This is a genomic window from Halorussus sp. AFM4 (genome assembly GCF_051194995.1).
Lineage (GTDB): Archaea > Halobacteriota > Halobacteria > Halobacteriales > Haladaptataceae > Halorussus.
The window spans coordinates 637,345-656,706 of sequence record NZ_JBNTJT010000001.1; the positions used below are offsets into that span (position 1 = coordinate 637,345).

Annotated in this window: 24 protein-coding genes; 15 read left to right on the top strand and 9 right to left on the bottom strand. The window is 62.9% G+C overall.

The genetic code is table 11. The features are described from left to right. Nucleotides 1-3 precede the first annotated feature (3 nt). Nucleotides 4-384, top strand: a complete 381-nt coding sequence (locus tag ACQUQF_RS03195; protein WP_435175645.1) for a hypothetical protein — start codon at nt 4-6, stop codon at nt 382-384. Between the two features lie 278 nt (nt 385-662). Here ACQUQF_RS03195 and ACQUQF_RS03200 read toward each other — a convergent pair whose 3' ends face one another. Continuing rightward, the gene (locus ACQUQF_RS03200; RefSeq protein WP_435175647.1) at nt 663-986 is read right to left on the bottom strand and encodes a hypothetical protein; all 324 of its coding nucleotides are present in this window, start codon (nt 984-986) and stop codon (nt 663-665) included. Between the two features lie 62 nt (nt 987-1,048). On the opposite strand from ACQUQF_RS03200, the gene ACQUQF_RS03205 reads away from it, so the two are divergent. The 5 genes from ACQUQF_RS03205 to ACQUQF_RS03225 all read left to right on the top strand — a co-directional run bounded on the left by ACQUQF_RS03205 (nt 1,049) and on the right by ACQUQF_RS03225 (nt 4,946). Next, nucleotides 1,049-1,528, top strand: coding sequence for a hypothetical protein (locus tag ACQUQF_RS03205; protein WP_435175649.1), 480 nt, complete (start codon nt 1,049-1,051; stop codon nt 1,526-1,528). Beyond that, entirely contained in the window at nt 1,529-2,077 is a 549-nt protein-coding gene (locus ACQUQF_RS03210) for a hypothetical protein (protein ID WP_435175651.1), read from the top strand. It begins immediately after the preceding gene. A 43-nt stretch (nt 2,078-2,120) separates the two neighbouring features. After that, on the top strand, nt 2,121-3,044 hold the full coding sequence (locus ACQUQF_RS03215) for a phage tail tube protein (protein WP_435175653.1): 924 nt from the start codon (nt 2,121-2,123) through the stop codon (nt 3,042-3,044). After that, nucleotides 3,041-3,592 (top strand): hypothetical protein, encoded by a 552-nt coding sequence (locus tag ACQUQF_RS03220; protein WP_435175654.1) that lies wholly within the window; start codon nt 3,041-3,043, stop codon nt 3,590-3,592. Before ACQUQF_RS03215 ends, ACQUQF_RS03220 begins: the two co-directional genes overlap by 4 nt. Before the next feature lie 139 nt (nt 3,593-3,731). Then, nucleotides 3,732-4,946, top strand: a complete 1,215-nt coding sequence (locus ACQUQF_RS03225; protein ID WP_435175656.1) for a hypothetical protein — start codon at nt 3,732-3,734, stop codon at nt 4,944-4,946. On the opposite strand, the gene ACQUQF_RS03230 is transcribed toward ACQUQF_RS03225, so the two are convergent. Further along, nucleotides 4,947-5,147 carry a hypothetical protein gene (locus ACQUQF_RS03230; RefSeq protein ID WP_435175658.1) on the bottom strand — a complete coding sequence of 67 codons (201 nt, stop codon included), beginning with the start codon at nt 5,145-5,147 and terminating at the stop codon, nt 4,947-4,949. It lies immediately after the preceding gene. A gap of 60 nt (nt 5,148-5,207) precedes the next feature. On the opposite strand from ACQUQF_RS03230, the gene ACQUQF_RS03235 reads away from it, so the two are divergent. The 4 genes from ACQUQF_RS03235 to ACQUQF_RS03250 all read left to right on the top strand — a co-directional run bounded on the left by ACQUQF_RS03235 (nt 5,208) and on the right by ACQUQF_RS03250 (nt 14,749). Next, nucleotides 5,208-5,825 carry a hypothetical protein gene (locus ACQUQF_RS03235; protein WP_435175660.1) on the top strand — a complete coding sequence of 206 codons (618 nt, stop codon included), beginning with the start codon at nt 5,208-5,210 and terminating at the stop codon, nt 5,823-5,825. A 1-nt stretch (nt 5,826) separates the two neighbouring features. Beyond that, nucleotides 5,827-6,951 (top strand): hypothetical protein, encoded by a 1,125-nt coding sequence (locus ACQUQF_RS03240; RefSeq protein ID WP_435175662.1) that lies wholly within the window; start codon nt 5,827-5,829, stop codon nt 6,949-6,951. Continuing rightward, a complete protein-coding gene (locus tag ACQUQF_RS03245) occupies nt 6,952-11,760 on the top strand; it encodes a fibronectin type III domain-containing protein (RefSeq protein WP_435175664.1) in 4,809 nt (1,602 codons plus the stop codon). A gap of 757 nt (nt 11,761-12,517) precedes the next feature. Continuing rightward, the gene (locus ACQUQF_RS03250; RefSeq protein WP_435175666.1) at nt 12,518-14,749 is read left to right on the top strand and encodes a BGTF surface domain-containing protein; all 2,232 of its coding nucleotides are present in this window, start codon (nt 12,518-12,520) and stop codon (nt 14,747-14,749) included. An 89-nt stretch (nt 14,750-14,838) separates the two neighbouring features. Here the strand turns inward: ACQUQF_RS03250 and ACQUQF_RS03255 are convergent, their stop codons facing one another. Together ACQUQF_RS03255 and ACQUQF_RS03260 are read right to left on the bottom strand one after the other, a co-directional pair. After that, nucleotides 14,839-15,303, bottom strand: coding sequence for a hypothetical protein (locus tag ACQUQF_RS03255; protein WP_435175668.1), 465 nt, complete (start codon nt 15,301-15,303; stop codon nt 14,839-14,841). 219 nt (nt 15,304-15,522) lie between these two features. Beyond that, nucleotides 15,523-15,891, bottom strand: a complete 369-nt coding sequence (locus ACQUQF_RS03260) for a DUF7522 family protein (RefSeq protein ID WP_435175670.1) — start codon at nt 15,889-15,891, stop codon at nt 15,523-15,525. Between the two features lie 303 nt (nt 15,892-16,194). Between ACQUQF_RS03260 and ACQUQF_RS03265 the strand changes: the two genes are divergently transcribed. Together ACQUQF_RS03265 and ACQUQF_RS03270 are read left to right on the top strand one after the other, a co-directional pair. Further along, nucleotides 16,195-16,392 carry a hypothetical protein gene (locus ACQUQF_RS03265; RefSeq protein ID WP_435175672.1) on the top strand — a complete coding sequence of 66 codons (198 nt, stop codon included), beginning with the start codon at nt 16,195-16,197 and terminating at the stop codon, nt 16,390-16,392. After that, nucleotides 16,385-16,732: a hypothetical protein gene (locus ACQUQF_RS03270; protein WP_435175673.1), complete on the top strand. Its 348-nt coding sequence runs from the start codon at nt 16,385-16,387 to the stop codon at nt 16,730-16,732. Before ACQUQF_RS03265 ends, ACQUQF_RS03270 begins: the two co-directional genes overlap by 8 nt. Here the strand turns inward: ACQUQF_RS03270 and ACQUQF_RS03275 are convergent. The 5 genes from ACQUQF_RS03275 to ACQUQF_RS03295 all read right to left on the bottom strand — a co-directional run bounded on the left by ACQUQF_RS03275 (nt 16,722) and on the right by ACQUQF_RS03295 (nt 18,351). Beyond that, complete coding sequence (locus tag ACQUQF_RS03275; protein WP_435175675.1) at nt 16,722-16,928, bottom strand: hypothetical protein; 207 nt, start codon at nt 16,926-16,928, stop codon at nt 16,722-16,724. The two genes, ACQUQF_RS03270 and ACQUQF_RS03275, sit on opposite strands and share 11 nt — an antisense overlap. Before the next feature lie 57 nt (nt 16,929-16,985). Beyond that, nucleotides 16,986-17,198 carry a hypothetical protein gene (locus ACQUQF_RS03280; protein WP_435175677.1) on the bottom strand — a complete coding sequence of 71 codons (213 nt, stop codon included), beginning with the start codon at nt 17,196-17,198 and terminating at the stop codon, nt 16,986-16,988. A gap of 128 nt (nt 17,199-17,326) precedes the next feature. Further along, nucleotides 17,327-17,518 carry a hypothetical protein gene (locus tag ACQUQF_RS03285; protein WP_435175679.1) on the bottom strand — a complete coding sequence of 64 codons (192 nt, stop codon included), beginning with the start codon at nt 17,516-17,518 and terminating at the stop codon, nt 17,327-17,329. Then, the gene (locus tag ACQUQF_RS03290; protein WP_435175681.1) at nt 17,511-18,116 is read right to left on the bottom strand and encodes a J domain-containing protein; all 606 of its coding nucleotides are present in this window, start codon (nt 18,114-18,116) and stop codon (nt 17,511-17,513) included. The genes ACQUQF_RS03285 and ACQUQF_RS03290 overlap by 8 nt, the downstream gene beginning before the upstream one ends. Next, entirely contained in the window at nt 18,109-18,351 is a 243-nt protein-coding gene (locus ACQUQF_RS03295) for an ArsR family transcriptional regulator (RefSeq protein WP_435175683.1), read from the bottom strand. Before ACQUQF_RS03295 ends, ACQUQF_RS03290 begins: the two co-directional genes overlap by 8 nt. Before the next feature lie 219 nt (nt 18,352-18,570). Between ACQUQF_RS03295 and ACQUQF_RS03300 the strand changes: the two genes are divergently transcribed. From ACQUQF_RS03300 to ACQUQF_RS03310, 3 genes are read left to right on the top strand one after another with little or no spacing between them, the layout of a single operon-like run. Continuing rightward, a complete protein-coding gene (locus ACQUQF_RS03300; RefSeq protein WP_435175685.1) occupies nt 18,571-18,996 on the top strand; it encodes a hypothetical protein in 426 nt (141 codons plus the stop codon). Further along, a complete protein-coding gene (locus tag ACQUQF_RS03305) occupies nt 18,996-19,127 on the top strand; it encodes a hypothetical protein (RefSeq protein ID WP_435175687.1) in 132 nt (43 codons plus the stop codon). The genes ACQUQF_RS03300 and ACQUQF_RS03305 overlap by 1 nt, the downstream gene beginning before the upstream one ends. Further along, a complete protein-coding gene (locus tag ACQUQF_RS03310; RefSeq protein WP_435175688.1) occupies nt 19,127-19,360 on the top strand; it encodes a hypothetical protein in 234 nt (77 codons plus the stop codon). Before ACQUQF_RS03305 ends, ACQUQF_RS03310 begins: the two co-directional genes overlap by 1 nt. Nucleotides 19,361-19,362: the final 2 nt, after the last annotated feature.

Genomic DNA, 19,362 nt, shown 5'->3' on the forward strand with positions numbered 1-19,362 from the left:
TCCGTGCCGGGTAACGACAAGTGGACGTTCACCCTCTCCATCACGGACACGAACACCCACGACCTCCCGAACACCGACGGCGACGACAGCGGTGCCGCGACCAACAACGGTGGCGAGGGGCTCCAGGTCGATCGGGAGAAGACCCAGCTGGTGAAGGTCGTCAACACGCACGATCAGGACCTTACGGTCAACCTGCGCGGGTCGACCCACGACGACGCCGGCATGGCCGAGGACGTCCAGGACAGCGGCGGCAAGACCGCGTCCGCCAGCGGTGGGGTCGCGTACTTCAAGACGGACGCACCCTGGGACTACCTCCGCGTGACGGTCTCCGCAGCGACCGCGCCGACCGCCGGCGATGTAACGGCTGTCTTCCAGGAGGGCTGATAGATGCCGACGGGGTTCTGCGAGACCGAGGACGTCCGAGAGGCACTCCAGGAAACCGATCTCTCCGGGTCAACCAACGAGTCTATCGTCACGAGCGCGATCACGGCGGTCTCGCGGTGGTTCTCGAGAGCGACGAACGGCCACTGGTACGACTCGACCGCCTCGTCGAGCGACCTCGTCGACGCCACGCACGCGACCGCGTCGGACGTCCGTCTAGACGTCCCCTCGAGTCCGCACCGCCAGGACCGCCAGCTGTTCCAGCACGAGACGGGCGTCCGCTACCCCGTCACGCGGAACGGCCCGTACGCAAAGATCCAGCTCCCCCACCCGTACGTGACGTCGGTGACCGTGCTCGAGGTCCGCGGCCGCGGCGGTGACGTCGAGGACTGGGTCGCTGCCAGCGACAAGCAGGAGGGCCGCGGATCGACTACGGGGGGCTGCTCTCGCTCGACTACGAGTACGGGCTCGACTGGCAGACCGAGGCGTGGGATGACGTCCAGCGGGGCGTCGCGAACCTGGCGGCCGCCGAAGTCGTCGACGACGACTCCGTCATCGCGCAGATCCCCGAGAACGCCCGGCTCGCCGGCGTCAGCACCGAGCACCAGAACCTCATCGACACCGCCAGCCGGTTCCTCGACCCCTACCTCGCCGGAGGGAACGTCCGGTGAAGCTCGACTCGGACTTCGAAGACCAGCTCCGTGAGGCCGTCCTGGACGAGGCAGAGCACGAACTCATAGGGCAACACAACGGCCTCGTCCACCAGGCCATCCAGCGGAGCCGCGAGGCGCTCGAGCAGTTCGCCGACCAGTACGACGTCGAGCCGATCCTGCAGTCGCTCGAGGGCCCGGAGGTCGACCGGACGGACGACTCGATCACGATCCGGTGGCGGTTCAGTCACCCCGCGGCCGGCTACTTCGAGTTCGGGACGCCCGACCACTACGACATCGAGGGCAACCCCGTTCTGTCGTTCGTCTGGACAGACCCGCCGGCGGACGCGATCCCGTGGCTCAGGGAGAACTTCGAGCGCGAGGGCGACGGCTGGCGCGTGTTCCTCCCGGAGGTCGACTCCGGGGAGGGCATCAAGGAGACCCGATTCACCCGCCGCGGACTGCGGTGGCTCCGTAACCAACTGGAGGAGTGGTAGATGGCAGACCCACGCTACGTCGATCTCGTCCTCAACTGGTTGGAGTCGAACTGGGACAGCAGTAACTACCCCGGAACTGACAGCAACGGCGACTTGACCGGGAAGGTCCCGGCGTTCGTCGACAAGGACGACACGACATCAACGTCGGAGTACTCGGGCCGTAAGGTCGCCTTCGACCTCTCGAAGAACAACGCCGTCATCGTCTCGTCGAGTCCCGACCGGACGCAGGAGCCAATCGGCTCGTCGTTCGACTACCGGTTCGAGGACGGCGTCAGCATCCGGGTCGTGGCCGCCCACGAGAGCGAGGTCGCGTTCCCGGGCGACGATGGAACGCCGGCGGGCGTCGCCGGCAGTGACGAGTTCCGCCAGCTCTACCAGGAGGTCCGCCGCGTCCTCCACGCCGATCGTGTCTGGCCGAATCCGAACCAGTCGGGCAGCCAGCACGCGTACACGCTGCGCATCCCCGACGAGACGAATCTCTCCTCGCGGTATCAGAACCTCTACGAGTACGACATCACCGTGCTCGTCCGCGGCCACGAAGAACTATGACTACACTCAGCAGCATCCCCCCTGACGACGGAGGTATCGACACATGACCGGCGCCGGCACTGCGGACCTCGCGTTCGCGAAGGAGTCCAGCTTCCTGGGCTCGCTCGTCGACAGTGACGCCGACGGCACCCCGGAGTACTTCGAACCCGGGAAGGATCCGACGCTCCAGGAGCTCACCCTGCAGCGGGCGCTCCAACGCCAGCGCGACCCGTCGAACGTCTGGTCGTCGCAGTCGGTCGCCCAGAACCTCGAGGGCGCGTTCGGCATCCAGTTCACCATGGATGACTCCCGGATCGGTGACGTCCACGACATCGTCTTCAACGACGCCGGCACCGGCCTCACCTCGGGGCTCGCCGCCTCCAGTCGGTGGTTCCTCGGCCTCGACTACCTCTCGGGGACCGCCGAACGCGTCCTCAAAGGCGTGGTCCCGATGGACTTCACGGTCGAGTACTCCCAGGGCGGCCAGATCCGGCTCAACATCACGTTCGCCTACGCCGACGAGGAGTACAACACCTCGATCACCCCGAGCTCGGTCCAAGCCGCGAACGGCGCCTCGGCCCAGTGGCACGGGATGGACCTCACAATCGGCGGAACCACTCAGGTGAAAGAACAGAGCGCGACGCTGTCCATCTCGGACATGAGCCGGTTCCAGCGCGGCTCCGAGCCCATCGCGGTCGAGGCCGTCGTCGCCAACCCCCAAGCAACCCTCGACGTCACTGGCATCTTCTCCGAGACCAACCAGATGGAGCTCGCCTACGGCGGCTCGGGCCAGACGACGACGTCGAAGACGATGAGCAGCGTCTCGGGCTCGATGGCGCTGTCAGCCGCCGGTGCGACGGTCACGACGTACAACTTCGGCCAGCTGAAGCCGAACGAGTACTCGTGGAACGAGCTCCTCGGCACTGAGGATACGACCGAACAGGTCCCGTTCAACATCGACGGCAACCCTGCGGTGAGCATCACGTGACACTCAACAGTGAGACCCTCCGGCTCGGCGACGAGCTGGACCGGCTCGACGAACAGGCCGACGAGTACGCCCAGCTGCTACGCGACGCCGACAACGACGACGGCGAGGAGGGGGAGTCTGCGTCGGCGGCGGCGCTCCAGCAGTCGGCGAACGAGATCGACCAGCAGGGCCGCGGCGTCGCCTACCTCGCTGCCGAGTACGGCGAGGACGCCGAGGTCGTCGTGGCCGGCCTCGACGCTGGCGAGTTCGCACGGGTCGAGGACCGCGTCGCCGCGATCCGTGCGGGGCGGACCGACCAGAGCCCGACCCCGGGCGCCCACCGGAACGTCTACGCGGCGGTCGGCCTCCAGGACGCACCGTTCCTCGACCTCGAGGACGAGGCCGACCTCTCGCAGCGCGAGCGCGTCGACGCGAAGCTCGACGCGGTCAGCGCGCTCCCGGTCGGGGCGACGAAGTGGCTGTACGACCGCGTGGACAACCTCTCGACGGTGTCGGAGGGAAACTGGCGGCGCTTCGGCGAGCGGCTACAGGAAACGTCCACGGACTGACGACGGACGAGCTCGTCTTGTACGCGATCGGCCTGCTCGGCACTTACGGCATCCCTCCGCGGGAGACGCTCGAGATGCCGTGGCGGTACGTCGAGGCGATCCTCACCGTCGACCAACTTAAAGCGCGAGGTGGAAGGCTATGACAGAGTTCTCAACCGGCGCGAGTCTCGAGCTCACGGTCCCCGACCGCGAGCTGCGGGCGGCGCGCCAGCAAATCGAAGAGGAGATCGGCGAGACCCCCATCTCGGTCTCGGTCGACGTTGAATCGAGTGGCGCCGGCGCGTCGAGCGTGAACCGGCGGTCGCGGGAGAACGCGATGGCGCGTCAGCTGATGTCGACGTCGAACGACTACCTGGAGGACGTCAGCAAGTACGGTGAGGAGAACCTCCAGTTGAACCAAACGCGGAACGAACTCCTCCAGGAGCTCGTCGACGAGAGTGAGGTCGCCGGCGGCAGTGGCAACATCGGACTCCCCCGGCCGCGCAACCCCGGCGGCGGTGGAGGTGGCGGTCTCGGCGGTGCGGGCCTCGCGGGCGCTGCGATGCTCGGGACTGCGATGCTCGGGCTGACGAGCGCGCTGACCGGGTTCGAGATCGAGGTTCCCGACATCCCACCGCTGGAGGTGCCGAAGATCCCGCCGGTCACCATCAAGAAGCCGGACTGGCTGCCGCTCCCGGTCGCCACTCCGACCGGTACCGGGCCCGGAACTGGGACTGGCACCGGGACAGGGGGTTCGGGCGTCACTATTCCGGGGACTGGAACACCGGGGGTGTCGCCGCGTGATCACGGCGTACCATCCGGTGGAGGGTCACCGTCACCGGGGCCCTCGGGGATGAACCTGCCCCTCCCAGATCCGGATACTCTCTGGAAGGTGGGTGTTACTGGAGGCGCTGGCTACTTAGCGAAGGACTCAATCAAATCAGGGCTACGGGGAATTCTCGGTTCTGGAAGCGCTGGCGCTGGCTTTCCGGTTCTGACCCCCGAGATGCTTCCCGAAGGCAATCCGCTGGGGACGAACCCTATGACGGGGAAGGACCTTCCGCCGTCGATTCTCCAGGAGGAGGGTCGCGAGAAGCGGCTTGGTCCAGCATGGGACTGGGTGGAGGGGAAGACGCAGCTCGGGGGCAAGAGCGAGACGGAGTCTGGGTGGAACACCGACACGCGGAAGAACCAGGCTCGAGAGCGCAAGCAGCAAAAGACGACGGTCAACTACGAGCCGACGTTCGAGGTGAACCTCCGAGAGTTGAAGCGGATGATCCGCAAAGACGTCAAGGAGGTCGAGCGGCGGGTCAAGAACATCGAAAGCGAACTCCCAGGCGGTGCAGGCGGGCCGGGCAGCGTCCACCAGCTTTAGCTATTCGACCTCTCCTATTTCCTCCTGAAGTTGTCGATTCTTGCGTTTCAGCTGAGCATACGAAAGAATACAGACGGTAAACCCGGCAGACATAATCCCGAGGTCGAGATCCCCTTCCTGAACAGCGGTCCAGAGACCACCGACTCCACCGACCAGTCCGGCGATCACCCACCAGTATTTGTCCATGAACTCGCCGCGCATATCTCGCTAGCTCTCAGCCGCCTGTAAAAAACGTTCTGTCAAACCCACACCACCATCACCATGAGCTTCACCGCAAAACTCGTCCTTCCGCCAGGGGACGTCGACAACGACGGTACCGACGAACAAGGGACGTTCGTGTTTTCCGGAAGTAACGCCCAGGTCGAGATCTACACCGTGTTCAACTGGCTCGCCGAGAGCGGCGGCCAAGCCACCAGTATCGTCGACGTCCTGGTCAACTGGTTCGAGAACCAGACCGACACCGACCTCCCCGCAGGGATGGGCCAACGCCAGGGCTTCTACATCGACGCCGGCGCCGGCCAGCACGTCTTCGAGATCGCCGCCGACCCCGCCGAAGGCACCGGCGACCAGTGGGGCGACACCGGCGACGCCTCAACCGTGACGGAGACCGACGCGACGGGCGGCACCGCAATCCAGAAACAGATGGTGCTCGACCACTACATCCAGCGGGTCACCATCGACTCGACATCGCCGGCGACCCTCCACATCGGCGAGTACTCCAAGAACGGCCTCCTCAGCCCCGTCGACGTCGTCCTCTCCGAGCCTCGGTTCTCGTTCGACAGCACCCAGCAGTCCAGCACGTTCGACATGTCGCTGACGATGATCGAGGCCGGCACGCTCGACTCCCTCATCGACGGCGGAGGACGCCGAGAGCGATAACATGACGGAGAAAAACCTTTACACCCTCATCGTCCCGAGCGACGCGCAAACTCTCACCCGCAACCAGATCCAGCGGAACACCGCCACGCAGGGCCTCCTGAACGAGGGGACTGCGTCCGTGCAGTCGCTCTCGCTGGATCCGGACCAGAAGCTGCTGCGCGGACAGTACCGCGGGAAGTACAGCGAGTTGATGGCCGAGGAGTTCGAGGAGCTGTTCTCGAGCGACGTCGAACAAGTCCCGTTCTTCGCGGTCAGCAGTCAGTCGAAGGACGACGGCTACTACACGCTCGCGAACGTCGACATCGAGCCGGTCGACCCGCGGACGAGCCACGTCCACTCGTTCGACGGCGTCCTCACGAAGGCCGGGACACGATCGACCCACCACCGCTCGGTCGCGACCACCGTTCGACAGGTCGAGAACGACATGGGCAACACCCAGACCGCGCTCGTCGGCGTCGACGCTGGCGCAACCAACGTCCGGTGGTACGACAACGAGAGCGAGCAGACCGAGGCCGTGTCAGTCGTCGAGACCCGGACCGGCGAGAAGGGAAGCGTCGACGTCGTCGACGCGCTCGCCTCCTCGTACGACAATCCGACCCTCGTCTACGACCTGCCCTACTCGGATGAGGGGAAGGTCGACGTCGTGGTGTGGGACGATCATGGCCGGTCGAAGCTCGACTCAGATGGGGTGAACTCGTGGCAGTGGGTGTTCGCGACCAGCCACGAGTTCGCGGGGAGCGCGATCGTCGACAACGGCCTCGTCCGCGTCCAGTTGGACTCGGGGCTCTCGGTCACGCAGTGGGACTCCTCAATTAGCTCGTGGTCGGCGGTTTCGCTCGGCTCGTCGAACTGGGAGCTCGACGACTGGAGTCTCACCCGGATCGGGCCCGGCCGCGTCGAGGCACGGACGCGGTTCCGAGATCCGTCGACGTCGCCAACCTCGTACTTCGAGCTCGATATGCGACTCCCTCGAGGCTGGACGCTCCCGCAGTGGGTGGTCGCCGAGAACGAGCAGGGGCCGACCCCGTCGGGCCTCCAGGATCTTCTGTCGCCGGTCGCAGACGGCCAAGATTACGCGGCTGAGGCTTCGCAGGGGCTCGTCACGCGTGAGGAGGTGTCAAAATAGATGGCGAAGTGGTACGATTCCTTCGAGGACGGCGATGCAAGCGGCTGGACAGTTGCAGACGGCAGCGCCTCGTTCAGCGTCGTCAGCGACTACGCCTACGACGGTTCATACTCCTACTACGGGTATCATGATAGCTCTCCCGGCAACTTGGCGTACAACCAGCCGTCGGCCTGGGATGGCGGGAAACAGATTTCCGAGTTCTACTGGGCGTTCCGGGAAGGCCCAAATTCTGCCGGGTGTAAAATCGCGATTCAGAACACCGACTACAACGACGAAATCGAATTTTGGTCATCCAGCCCGGAATGGCAGGTCACTGATGGTGATGGAACTACGCAACTGTACTCAGGAGATGGCCTCGAGCGATGGGTTGTCGTCTACTGCACATTCGACTGGGCGAACGCGAACTATACCGTCGAGTTCGAAGACCAGCAGTCAGGAACCACCAAAACCCATAGCGGGAACCTGGGCTACGGGAACAACGCCTGGCGGGTCTTCATCCGTGGCCGGGGGACGACGTATGATGCGTGGAACGACTACATCGGCGAAGCCCCTTCACCACCGTCTGCGCCGTCGAACACCTCCCAGACAATCGACGCGGACGACTCGATCACCGTCACCTGGACGGACAACTCTGACAACGAGGACAACTTCCGCGTCCAAGTGAGCGAGGACGGCAGCTCGTATTCGACGGTCGCAACGCCGGGAGCGAACTCGACCAGCTACACCTACTCGGCCACACCCGGGACCAACACCCACCGATTCCGGGTTCGCGCGGAAAACACCGCCGGGAACAGCAGCTGGGACTACAGTAGCACGAAACGGACTGATGCGACGGGGCTGGCAGTCGACGCGACGACGGATTCCAGCGTCGACCTATCGTGGACCGGTGCAGACGATGAGTCGGGGTATCACGTGTATCGCGCCGAAGCGTCTGGCTCGACGCAGTCCGATTACACGCAGGTCGCAGACCTCGCTGCGGGGACCAGCACGTACAGCGACACCGGCTTGGAGAATGGCGAGAAGTATTACTACCGGGTTGCTGCGTACTACTCTACGGGTGACAGTCAACTCACCGGCGAGGTCGCCGCGACGACTTCGCTCCCCGCGCCCACGCTTGACTCGCTCGACGCCACGACCGAGGACGAGATCACGGTCAACTACACGCTGAACGACAATTCCAGCGATGGGAATGTCGAAATCGTGCGGTCGACCGACGGCACGACCGGTTCAGTCGTCGCGACAATCTCCAACCTGTCGAAGACGTCCTACACTGATACGGGGCTCTCGGACGGCGAGAAGTACTACTACACCGTCCGGCGGAACACCGACCACGTCACGGACGTGGATAGCAGTCAGGCGAGCGCGACGACCGTTCTTCCAGCGCCATCTGGACTCGCCGTCGACGGTGTCACCGGTGACCAGGCGACCATCTCTTGGTCGCCGAATCACGACTACGGCAACCAGCGTGTCGAGGTAAAGCAGACTGATGCGTCGACGTGGACAGTTGACGGTGACGGAATCGGGCTAACGACCAGCCAGTACACGACGTCACATCTACTGGACGGCGAAAAGTACGACGTGAGGGTCGTCGCCTACACAGACCACGATACTGCTGAGACCGGCACGGTCCAGTTCACGACCGAACTGCCTGAGGCGACCATCGACAGTCTCGATAACGGCATCGAAGACGAGGTCACCGTCAACTGGACGGACGTCATCGACTACGGCGAGTACCGGGTGGAGTTCCGGGAAACTAGCGACACGGACTGGCTCACCGCGCTCTCAGGTCGGCAGACCATCACCGCGGCAGACGGAACGACCAACTGGACCAGCGGGTCGAACGCAACGATCTCGACCGTGAGTACTCCGAGCGAGGACGGCACCGCGGTTCGCGGCGTGACGGACGCCCCGTCGACGCAGGGGTCCCGCTGGATTGAGTACTCCCCGGGAACCGCCGTTGACCTTTCAAGTGACAACTACGTCCAGTTCTGGTACCAGACCGACGAGACTGCCGGGTCCCATGCGCTCGAGCTCAATGACGGCTCGTCGTGGGCCACCCTCGACTTCTCCGGGCAGCTCACCGCCGGGGAGGGTCAACTCGTGCAGATCGACCTCTCCGGGGTTCCCATCGACCTCACCAGCATCGGCCAGTTCCGCTGGCTCTACGACGGTGACGGCACCGGCGTCGATAAGACCATCTACGTCGACTCAGTGCTGGCCGGCAGCGCCACCGTCGGGCAGGCCACCACCTCGATAACCACACCCAGCTTGGAGGACGGCGAGCAGTACGAGTACCGCATCCGTAGCGAAACCGAACACGTCACCCAGTCCTGGTCGGCTGCGGTGAGCATCACCACGGCGTTTCCGACGCCGACGAATACAACGGCAGACTCGGCGGCGAAGACGAGCATCGACATCTCATGGGGCGACCAGTCCGACAACGAGGATGGCTTCCGGATCTCCCGCGCCCGAGAGTACGACTACGGCTGGGGGCCGTTCCAGCAGATCGACGACCTCGCCCCGAACACGACACAGTACACAGATACCACCGTCTCCCCGGGGAACACGTACAAGTATCAGGTTGAAGCGTACACCGAGGACTCAACCAGTGCTGCGGAGACAGGGTCGATCAGTACGCCGAGTTCTGGCCTGCCTCGCGAGCGCGTACAGGCGTCGGGCTGGACGGTGAAGGTCGAGCACCCGTCGGGGCAAACGCTCGAGCCGCGGCTGCTCGACGACCCCCAGTTCACGCCCGTCCTCAACGGCTATCCACGCGTGGAGGTTCCGGTTCCGCGAGACGAGAAGTGGCAGGCGTCGGCGTTCGAGAACGCCAAGCTGTCGGTCTGGCAGGACGGCCGCATCCTTCCGATCGACGAGCTCGTCAGTGTGCGGATGGAGCCGGGTCGGACCATCCTCGAGGGCCGTGGCGGCTCGGAGCTCCGCGACCGCGTGCAGGCCGAGTACACCAGCCGGGACGCTCACCTCGCTGCGGAGGATCTCATCACGGCGAACACGAGCTATACGGCAAACGTCGACGCGCCTGGCGGGTCGGTGAAGTCGGATACGCTCCTCCAGAAGGCCAGCGACAACGCGAGCTTCAACGAGATCGTCGACATCCCGGCGTCGACACCGGCTGCTGTCCAGAACGGTGGCATCGAACTCCTGCAGACGGCGTGGTCGTTTGACGCGGTCGACGAGTGGAGCGACTACAACGTCGCCAGTTTCATCCGTGACAGCAACCACGCGACCGCCAACCCGGACAGTACCGACTACGGGAACGAGGCGGTGCTCTCGCAGAACGGCCACTACATCGAATGGCAATTCACCCCCCAGTACGATATGGCCGCGGGGGCGGTCGGCGCATGGGCTCGTCTCGGCAACCCGAACGACATCACGGACTTGAAAGGGCTGGACATCACCATCAGCAGCCCATCGCTCGGGACCAAGACCGCGGTGGGGTATAGCGCAGGGTACAGCGGGGCTTCCGGTGACAAGTGGGAGGCGCCTCACAACACTGTCTCGGGATCCATCCCGGCCGGAGAAACCGCGACTGTGCGGGTTGAAGTGACTGACGACGCGGCGAGTCAAGACGTCTACGTCGACATCGGTGGCGGCTACGACGGTCGATACAGCTACCGCTGGCACACTGAGGACACGATGGAGACCCACTCTGCGGAGGGTCCCGAGGACTACCCGGACGCCGTCGACGTCGAACTGAACACGGTGAACTCCGCGTACAAGGTCGTCGGCGGCCGGGTCGACGGCACGTTCACCGACACCTCGAACGGCCAGGGCGTGGCGCTCAGCAACGACGGCGGGTCGACGTGGAAGTCCGCGAGCAACACCGCGGACTTCGAGACCAGCTTCTCGTCGACCGGGACCAGCCTCACCTTCCGCGTCACCTTATCGCGGTACAGGTTCCGGAACACGCCGTCGCCGAAGTTCGGGTTCCGGACCCAGCGGCTCGACTCGTTCAAGCTCTACGGCGACCTCCAGGACACGCCCGTGCTCGACCAGCAGAAGTACGACGGCTCACTCCAGGAGGTCCTCACCCAGATCGCGGACTACGGCAACTTCATCTGGGAGGTCAGGCGTGACCGGAACGGCTGGAGTATCGAGTGGACGCAGCCCGGCCAACGCCAAGCGAGCGGTGAGCCCGGTATCGCGGAGTACGCGGTACAGAAAAGCGTGGAAAAGAGCTACGAGAAATCCGTGATCAAGGGGTCGGCCCAGCCGGTGCGTGGCGAGTCCTTCAGCGTCTCGAGCACGGGGACGTGGAAGTCGCTCGACCACGGGAATCTCGTGCCAGCGACGGACCGCGTCTACGACCCGTCGACGGGCGAGGTGTTCACGATCGGGGACGACTACGACGTCGACCGCAGCGAGGGCCAGATCAAGATTTTGTCGAGTGGGTCGATGAGCACGGGCACGACTTACGAGATCGACTACCAGTACAAGACCGAGGGCAGCTACACGCTCGAGTCGGCAACGGATCCGGACACGATCGTGCGGACGATTCCGAACCTCGCGTCGAACCAGGCGTGCTCGCGAGCAGCGCTCTACCTCATCCAGCGGATCCAGGATCCGCTCTGGGAGGCGTCGGTGACGGTGCCGAAGATGGAGGCCGGCCGTTCGCTCGTCGACGACCTCCTGCTCGAGGGGCTGCCGACCCAGAGCGAGCGCCTGGAGATCAGGGAGATCGAGCAGACGCCTCAGGAGGTCGTGCTGCGGCTTGGGAGTCGGCAGTCGGTCGCAGAGGTTATCAACGACATTCAGAGCCGGGTGTCGGTGGTGAGTGACCGGGTGTGAGAGTTAGTGAGTAACGTCTCGCTAATAGAGGGTCAGAGCGTTTGGTCACTCCTGGACAGGAGTCAATTGGCGGCCTTGTCGCTGTCGAGTGGGGGTGTGTCGGTTGAAAACCAAGGCTTCACGCCGTCAGCCGGCGTGAAGTCCCTACCCTTGGTGGCGTGTGGTCACCGACCGAGGTGACCAACCAAACCTTGTACGCCAATAGTATTGGCGTGCATCCGGGAAATTGTACCTTTCCTATTTAACCATTTTCATGCATTTCTCGGTAAGCCGTGATTGAACTGCGCTAGCACGAAGGTGATGAAACACAAAGCATTTAATACACCGTTGATATGGACTCGAATGTACCCCTACCCGACAGGCGTTAAGTAACGCTGCACGCCTCCCCCAGAGGACGACGCAGCCGAAAGACCCCTGTCAACGAAAAGCAACCCCAACCATGACAACGACAACAGACAAGGTACGTGGCGCATTGCTCGCCGCGCTACTGGTGTTCTCTGTGTTCGCGGGCGTTCCCATGGCTGCGAGTGCGCAGTCGGCGAACAACGCGACCGTTAGCACAGGGTCCACCATTGACCTTACGCAAGACGACTCTGCGCTGAGTAGTGTTAGTCAATCAGTTAAGCTGACCGGTGTTAGCGCCGGTAACAATGACGTCCTCGTCATTGATGTGAGCGAAACTACTGCCGCTAACATCGACGTTTCTAACACGGGGTCCGTGTCCGGATCGGGCACCCTCGCTAACGTCGAGGACCCTGTGTACAACGAGTTTAACAACACAATCACTGTCAACTTCACTGGCAGCTACAGCGGCGACCTCACGGTTCCGTTCACGCTCGACGCGAGCAGCAACGACGTGAGTGCTGACAGCCGCATCCAGCACCAGATCTCGCTCGGCAGCAACTCGTACACGGCTGCCTACAAGACGTACAACCGTGAGACGCCCGTCCTCGACGGCACCACCACGGACAGCCACACCGTCTACTCGGGCGACGTCGTGACGTTCGACGCTGGTTCGAGCCAGAACACGGTCATCACGATCTGGAAGCCGGACGGCGACAACAGCTGGACGCAGGTCGACCGGTTCTCGACCGCGCCCGGCACCGCCGTCAACTACAACACGTCCAAGCTCGACGGCAAGTACCGCGTCACCTACAATGATAAGGAGCCTGCGGGTGACCCCGGTACTGCCCTGCAGAACTCCGAGACGAGCCTGACGGTCAACCCGCTCAACCTTGAGGCGTCAGCTCAGGAAAACAACCTCACCACCGAGGAAGCCATCGCAGTTGACGTCTCCTCGGCCGACTTCGGCGGTAGCTTCACGGCCGAACTCTACGAGGAAGGCGCTGACTTCGACGACGACAACCCGGTCGACACTATCAGCTCCACGTTCGACGGGACTGGCGATGCGACCGTCACGTTCGGTAACATCTCCAGCTACGACGACCAGAACGCTGGCGACTACGTCGTCCGCGTCGTCCACGGTGAGACCAGTGTCACCGCCAAGACTGACACGATCAACGTCACTGAAGCTGGCGACGCGCAGGTCAGCTTCAACAACACCAACACGGTCTACCAGGAGCGCGGTGACATCGCGAAGTTCACCGTCAACCTGAAGAACACCGACGACGCGTACGTCGAGGTCGGTGGCGACTCCAGCAACTTCCTGGCGAACTTCTCCGTCAGTGACGGAAGCGACGACGACAAGAGCGTCACCGTCTACGTCAACACCAACGAGACGAACGGCGCCGCCACTGTCGGCAAGTTCATCTCGGTCAGCGACTCTGACTCGTTCAGTGTCGCGAACAACGACGGATCCAGCGGTGCGAACGAGCACGGCGAGCAGGGCGTCTACACGGGCAAGTCGCTCACCCCTGTCGGCCACGCTAACGGTGCTGCGCTGAGCAGCCCGATGGCGACGGGTTCGTACAACCTGATCCTCGGCACCTCTGACGCCCAGCGTGACGCCAAGAAGATTCTGAGCGTCAGTCAGCCGTCGGTTGACTCGCTCAACACGTGGGTCTACGCGGGCTCGAGCCTGCCGGACTCCGACGAGCTCAACGAGCTCGTCAACGGCGTTAGCCAGTCCGACACCATCGCCGCCGGCGACACGGTCGTCGTCGAGGCGCAGGTGTCCGGCATCCACGGCTACATCAACAACAGCATCCAGAAGACCGCGTACGGCTACGGTGACGACAGCGCCCAGAACAGCTTCGTCTACCTGAACGTCACGGAGACGAACACCGGCCCGAACACGGTCGCTAACACTATCTACGCCGGTGCTGCTGACAGCACGTGGTACGACGCGAAGAACAACACCGTCTACTACGCGTTCAAGACGGGTTCGGACGCGACCCTTAGCTCGGACACCGCCTACAAGGCCGACCTGAAGGTCAAGAAGTCCAACAACGTCTTCAAGAACACGCAGAACGCCTCGGCCACCTTCAGTGTCGAGGATCAGACGATGGAGATCACCGGCCTGAACTCGAGCGACGTGCTCGAGGTCGAGGCTGGCGAGAACGCGACGGTCTCCGGTGAGACCAACCTGGCGCCCGGGACGTCCGTGAGCGTCGAGGTCGAGACCGAGGGCCAGCTGTTCACCACCTCGACCAAGGTCACCAAGAACGGCACGTTCAGTGCCACGTTCGACCTCAGCCAGTTCGACGCTGGCACGTCGCTGACCCGCGTCTACGCGGCTGGCGGCTCGACCAGCGACGAGGTCACCGACGCGGTCCTCGTCGAGGCTGCCCAGCAGACCACGACCACCACCAGCGGTGGCGAGACGACGACTGAGTCGACGACGACCGAGTCGACCACGACGACGACCACGACGACTGAGGAGACCACGACTGAGACGACCACCGAGGAGACCACCACCGTGGAGACCACCACCGGCGACAACACCGGTAGCATCCCCGGCTTCGGCATGGCTGTCTCGCTGGTCGCGCTCGTCGCGGCTGCGCTGCTGGCGCTCCGCCGCAGCAACTAGGCATAGATAACTAACCACCGGGATTCCCCGGTCATTCGCGGTTCCAATTTTTTCGGACGCTAAAATCCGTAGTGCCAGCGCTTCCTATACTACGAGACCTGAGTCTCCCGCATCGAAGCCAGTTCCGTAGCTAATTCTACAGACTCGTCTGACTCATTGTGGATGACGAGAATATTCGGGCTTACTTGGACCGGCGCGGTGTCTCCTTCTTCGAATCCGGCCTCAGAGCCGTTTGGGAGTTGCACCATGTAGCCTTGGCCCATGATGGAGACGATGGCGTTCAGCGCACTGAAGACAGTCTGGGTCTCCTCGATCGCATGTGCGACGAGTTCAGCTGCATCTGACTGCGCGACACGGTCACGGTCAAGGATTAGAATCAGGCCGTCGAAGGCGTGAATGCGGATGGCCGCGCGGTAGTTTGGGTATGGTGGATTTTCGTCTTCAGCGCGTTCTTCTGGCTTTAGTTCTTCGACAAGGCCTGCGTCTCGTACTGGGCGTGTAACTTGGAGGCCTAAGTGCCCGCTATCGCCGACTACCTTCATTGAGTTCGGCATACTGCCGCTTATGGGCGCGTTCTAATAATTCTGCTCCAAACCGGGAAACGGTTCTCTCGGGCCGAGAATTTCTTCCAGCCAAATTCTCAGAATGGTAATGCCGAACGTACTTATTGGTGGTCTGGCAAGGTTCAAGTGCGCGTAGTACGGGAGCTTTCGATACCGGGCGGGGAGGAGACCGACCCCGCCGCGCATTTCACGTCTTCGCCTCCCACTCGGCTAGCGGTTGATACGTTTCTCGCACTCGTGCATGAACATGTTCAGGTCACGGCCGACTTCAGGCTCAAGCGTGACAACCGTCCCCCGCTCTTGTGTGTCGGGGAAGTGCATCACCATCGCATCCTCAAATGATCGCAGCGTTCCATTGAGTCCGCCGAATGGGAACGATTGTTGCTCGCGAACTCGCGTTTCCTGGCGGAGTCGTTCCACCATCTGGTCGACTTCTGACCGAACTCGCTCAGCACGGAGATCCTCGCGGATGTAGATGACGTCGTAGTTGTCGGCGTCGTAGACTGTGATGCCGCGGAGGGAGCTGTCGACGTGGTCTCGAAGATACGCGAGGAGCTGGGTGTGGGTATCTCCGTCCATAGGCGGTGCTTACTATCGCCAGTGCAATACTTTCTTTGATGGTTTCGATGAACTCGGTTCAATGACGACTTAGTTTTACCCCGCTCTTACGGTAGTATGGCTGTCACTATCATGCCGTTTATTACAAACCGGTTTGAAGGACCCAGGTGGCGGTAAGTCGCCACCCAGTTCCGGCGCGCCAGCCAGAACCACCGTTAGCTTACCGCCACCCCCCTCACCCAGCCTCCCCCTTCCCTCCACCCACTTTCACTTCCGCTCAGGGGATGGCATACATCTTAGTCACACCCACATGCAACCCCAGATATGTCGCACCAAACGCAGAAACCCCACGGTGAGAAGACCGACTACGGCGCAACCATGGTCGAACTCGCCAAACGCCCCGACGGCACATGGGAGGCCACCCAGCCCGGCCTCGACGTCGTCGGAACCGGCCAGTCAGCAGCGCGGGCAACCGAGGACATGGCTGCCACGATCGCCGACCAACTCGACCGGGATGCCTGACTCACGACTCGCCCGACTCGCGCCCAAGGGCAGGGCCGAACTGCTCGGCGAGATCGCGAACGAACTCGTCGATCTCCGCCCGGACCTCGACGACCCAATCCTCGCTGCCCGCCACCTGGTCTGTCGGTCGGCCCCCGACCTCGTCGGCCTCCAACCCGACGGCCGCGCCGTCTACTACTGGCAACACGCCGAGTTCGCGTCAACAGTCCCGTTCGATGACGAGGACGTCTACGGTGGCGAGTCGGAGATCTTCGCACGACAGGACGGTGTCCTCGAGGCGGCGTTAAATCGGGAGTACGTCTGGGTGCATCCCGACTATCAAGACGCTACTACGAATTGAACTTGAGGAACACTATGATGCCCGCAGCGATGGCGACCAAGAACATGAGAGCGTCGAGTGAACCTGGCACTCCGACAGGTTGGCCCATCTCTTTCGTTAGCCGCACCCACGAACTTGTCACAAAATTCCAAGCGATCAAAATTGCCATGAACGTGACTAAGCCAAGTATCGCGACCAGTCCTTCTCGGTCTGCCATGCCGATAACATAAGGACAAGTGGTAGTAAAGTTTCCGGCGTTTAGGTAAATCTGAATTCAACTTGAAGTCGAAGCAGTATCGCAAATGTGCCACCCCTCGTCGTCGGTATAATGGAGAGTGTATTCAGTCCCATCTCGTTGGATGAAGAGAACATCAGTGTCACCGGACTTATCGACAGTCTGAACTCCATCGAAGGAATCCATCTGCTGGATTTTCTGGAACTCGTCGAACGTGAGAGGACGGTCCGGAAGTGCGTCTTGAATCGCCATGGGACGTTCTTCCCAGCGACTCTATAATTATTTTGTCCCCGTTAACACTTTAAAAGGATGTGCCGATTACAAGTCACTCAGCCCCGTTCTCACGAAGCCTCTTCTAATGCGTAATTTGCGTTCAATCCTCAATCACCGCCGCTCTCCACGCAGTACCGTTTCGTCCGATAGTGTCCCTCCGCGATGCCGTGGCCGGCCATCGCCGCCGCACTACAGCGTTGCGCGAGCTCGATATCCCGTTCCTCAACCCGCCGCTCCCAGTCACAGTCTTCATGTTCGCACCAGCAGCGGTAGACGACCACCGTCTGTTCTTCAAGCATCGAGCAGTTCCTCCTTCGCCTGCTTCACCCGGTGGAACTCGCTCCGATCGCCACCCTGGTCGGGGTGCGTTTGGGCGAGCTTCTGGCGGGCTGCCGCCTTCACGACCTCTGGGCTCGCGTCCGGACTCACCTCCAGGACCTCGTGAGGCTCGGGCTGATCGGCGGCACCGCCGACCACGATCGCGTCGCGCTCGCTGTCGCCCGGCGGGAGTCGGGCGTTCGCGAACTCGCTCTCGCCGGTCTTCACGGGGCGCTGCTGCATCTTCCGCTTCTCGCGGATGTAGAGGTAGAGCGACCGGATGTTGTCACGGAGCCGGGTGTAGGCGTCGCAGGCGGCCGCGTACTGGTCGCCGTCCATCGTCCAGCGGACGACAGCGCCGGGGTCGTCCGGGCTGGCGTTGGCGTACGGGTAGCGCGGGTTCTGCTTCTGGTGCTGGGCGGCGGTGGAGAGCCGCCAGTCGTCGACGCCGACGCGCTCAAGTTCGTCGACGAGGTCGTCGATCGACTGACGGAGCCCAGTGTCGAACCGGTTGTTCCGCGTGCGCTCGCCTGGGGGTGTGCGGTCCCAGCCAGTCGGCCAATCCAGGCCGTTACTCATCGGTATCGTCCTCCTCGCGGGGATCGCTAACGAACTCGTAGACACCTCCTCCGATGTTCTTTACGTGCCCTGCAGCTTCGAGCATCCCGAGTCGGGTGTTCATGTGTTGTCGGGAGTAGCCGAGGTCGTCTCCAAGGTTCTTCGGAGTATTCCGCCCCCATGGCTGGTCGTCGTAGCGTCCGTCTTGAAGTGCGTCGAGGATTTCTCCGTCGACGCCGTCGAGTTTCAGGCTCACTGATTCTGGCATTGGTCAATCGCCACTTTACAATTGTCCTTTGCTTCGTAAATAGCTTTTCAACAGACGGTCTTATCGACCCTCTCTAAGATAGTACAATAGTAAACTATTAGTGGCCGGCTGGCGAAGATGTAACTGAGAAGCGCGGGACACCGGCCGCAGAAGTTGGCCGGGGCGTGCGCCAACACGCCCGACCGTGCTTCGCCAGGAGACGAAGCGATGTCAACTAAGAACGTGAACGCTGAAAACGATACCGAAGCACCGAGCACCGACTGCCCCGTCGTCCTCCCTGACGGCTGGACGTTCCGCCATGACGGCGGCTACGTCGTCGAGCACGAGGAGGCCGGCCTGCGCGTGAAGATCACTAAGCAGTACGGCCAGTCCGGCCGCCACGACGACTTCAAATGGACCGGCACCATCCGCCGCGAAGGCGGTATCGGTGAACCGCTGACGTGGGGCGGCAGCCCCGAGCGCGACCAGCTGCTCGCGAGCGCTGCGAAGTTCGCCGCCGCCACCCCCGACGGCGAGTACGACCCCGCCGACCACGAGCCCGACAACGCGTGGGAGTGGGAGCGCCCGCGCTGGCCGGCCGCCCTCGGCGCCGACGACTACTTCGCGAGCATCGAGGAGTGGAGAGCTGACTGATGGCGCGCTGGAAGCGTGACGCCGACGAGATCCGCGCCGACATCGCGTATGCGGTCGGCGAGGACCAGGACATCATCAGTCTGCTACGCGCGCAGCATCACGGCCGCGGTTGGAACGGGGTCGAGAACTGATGGGTGACGTGGTCGACGCACGCCGTGCGTTCGTCCAGGAACTCCAGGGCCGAGCGATCGTCGAGGAGGTCGACTATACGCGGGATGGCTACGAAACTGTCGTCTTGACGCTCGGCACGCCCAGCAACTCGGCCGAACTTGAGGAGTGTTCCACCTGTGGTGCTGTCGGGCTGGGTGAGCGGATCGAGGACCACGATTGCGGGAGATTTATGGCGGGGAGGGATGAGCAGTGAAC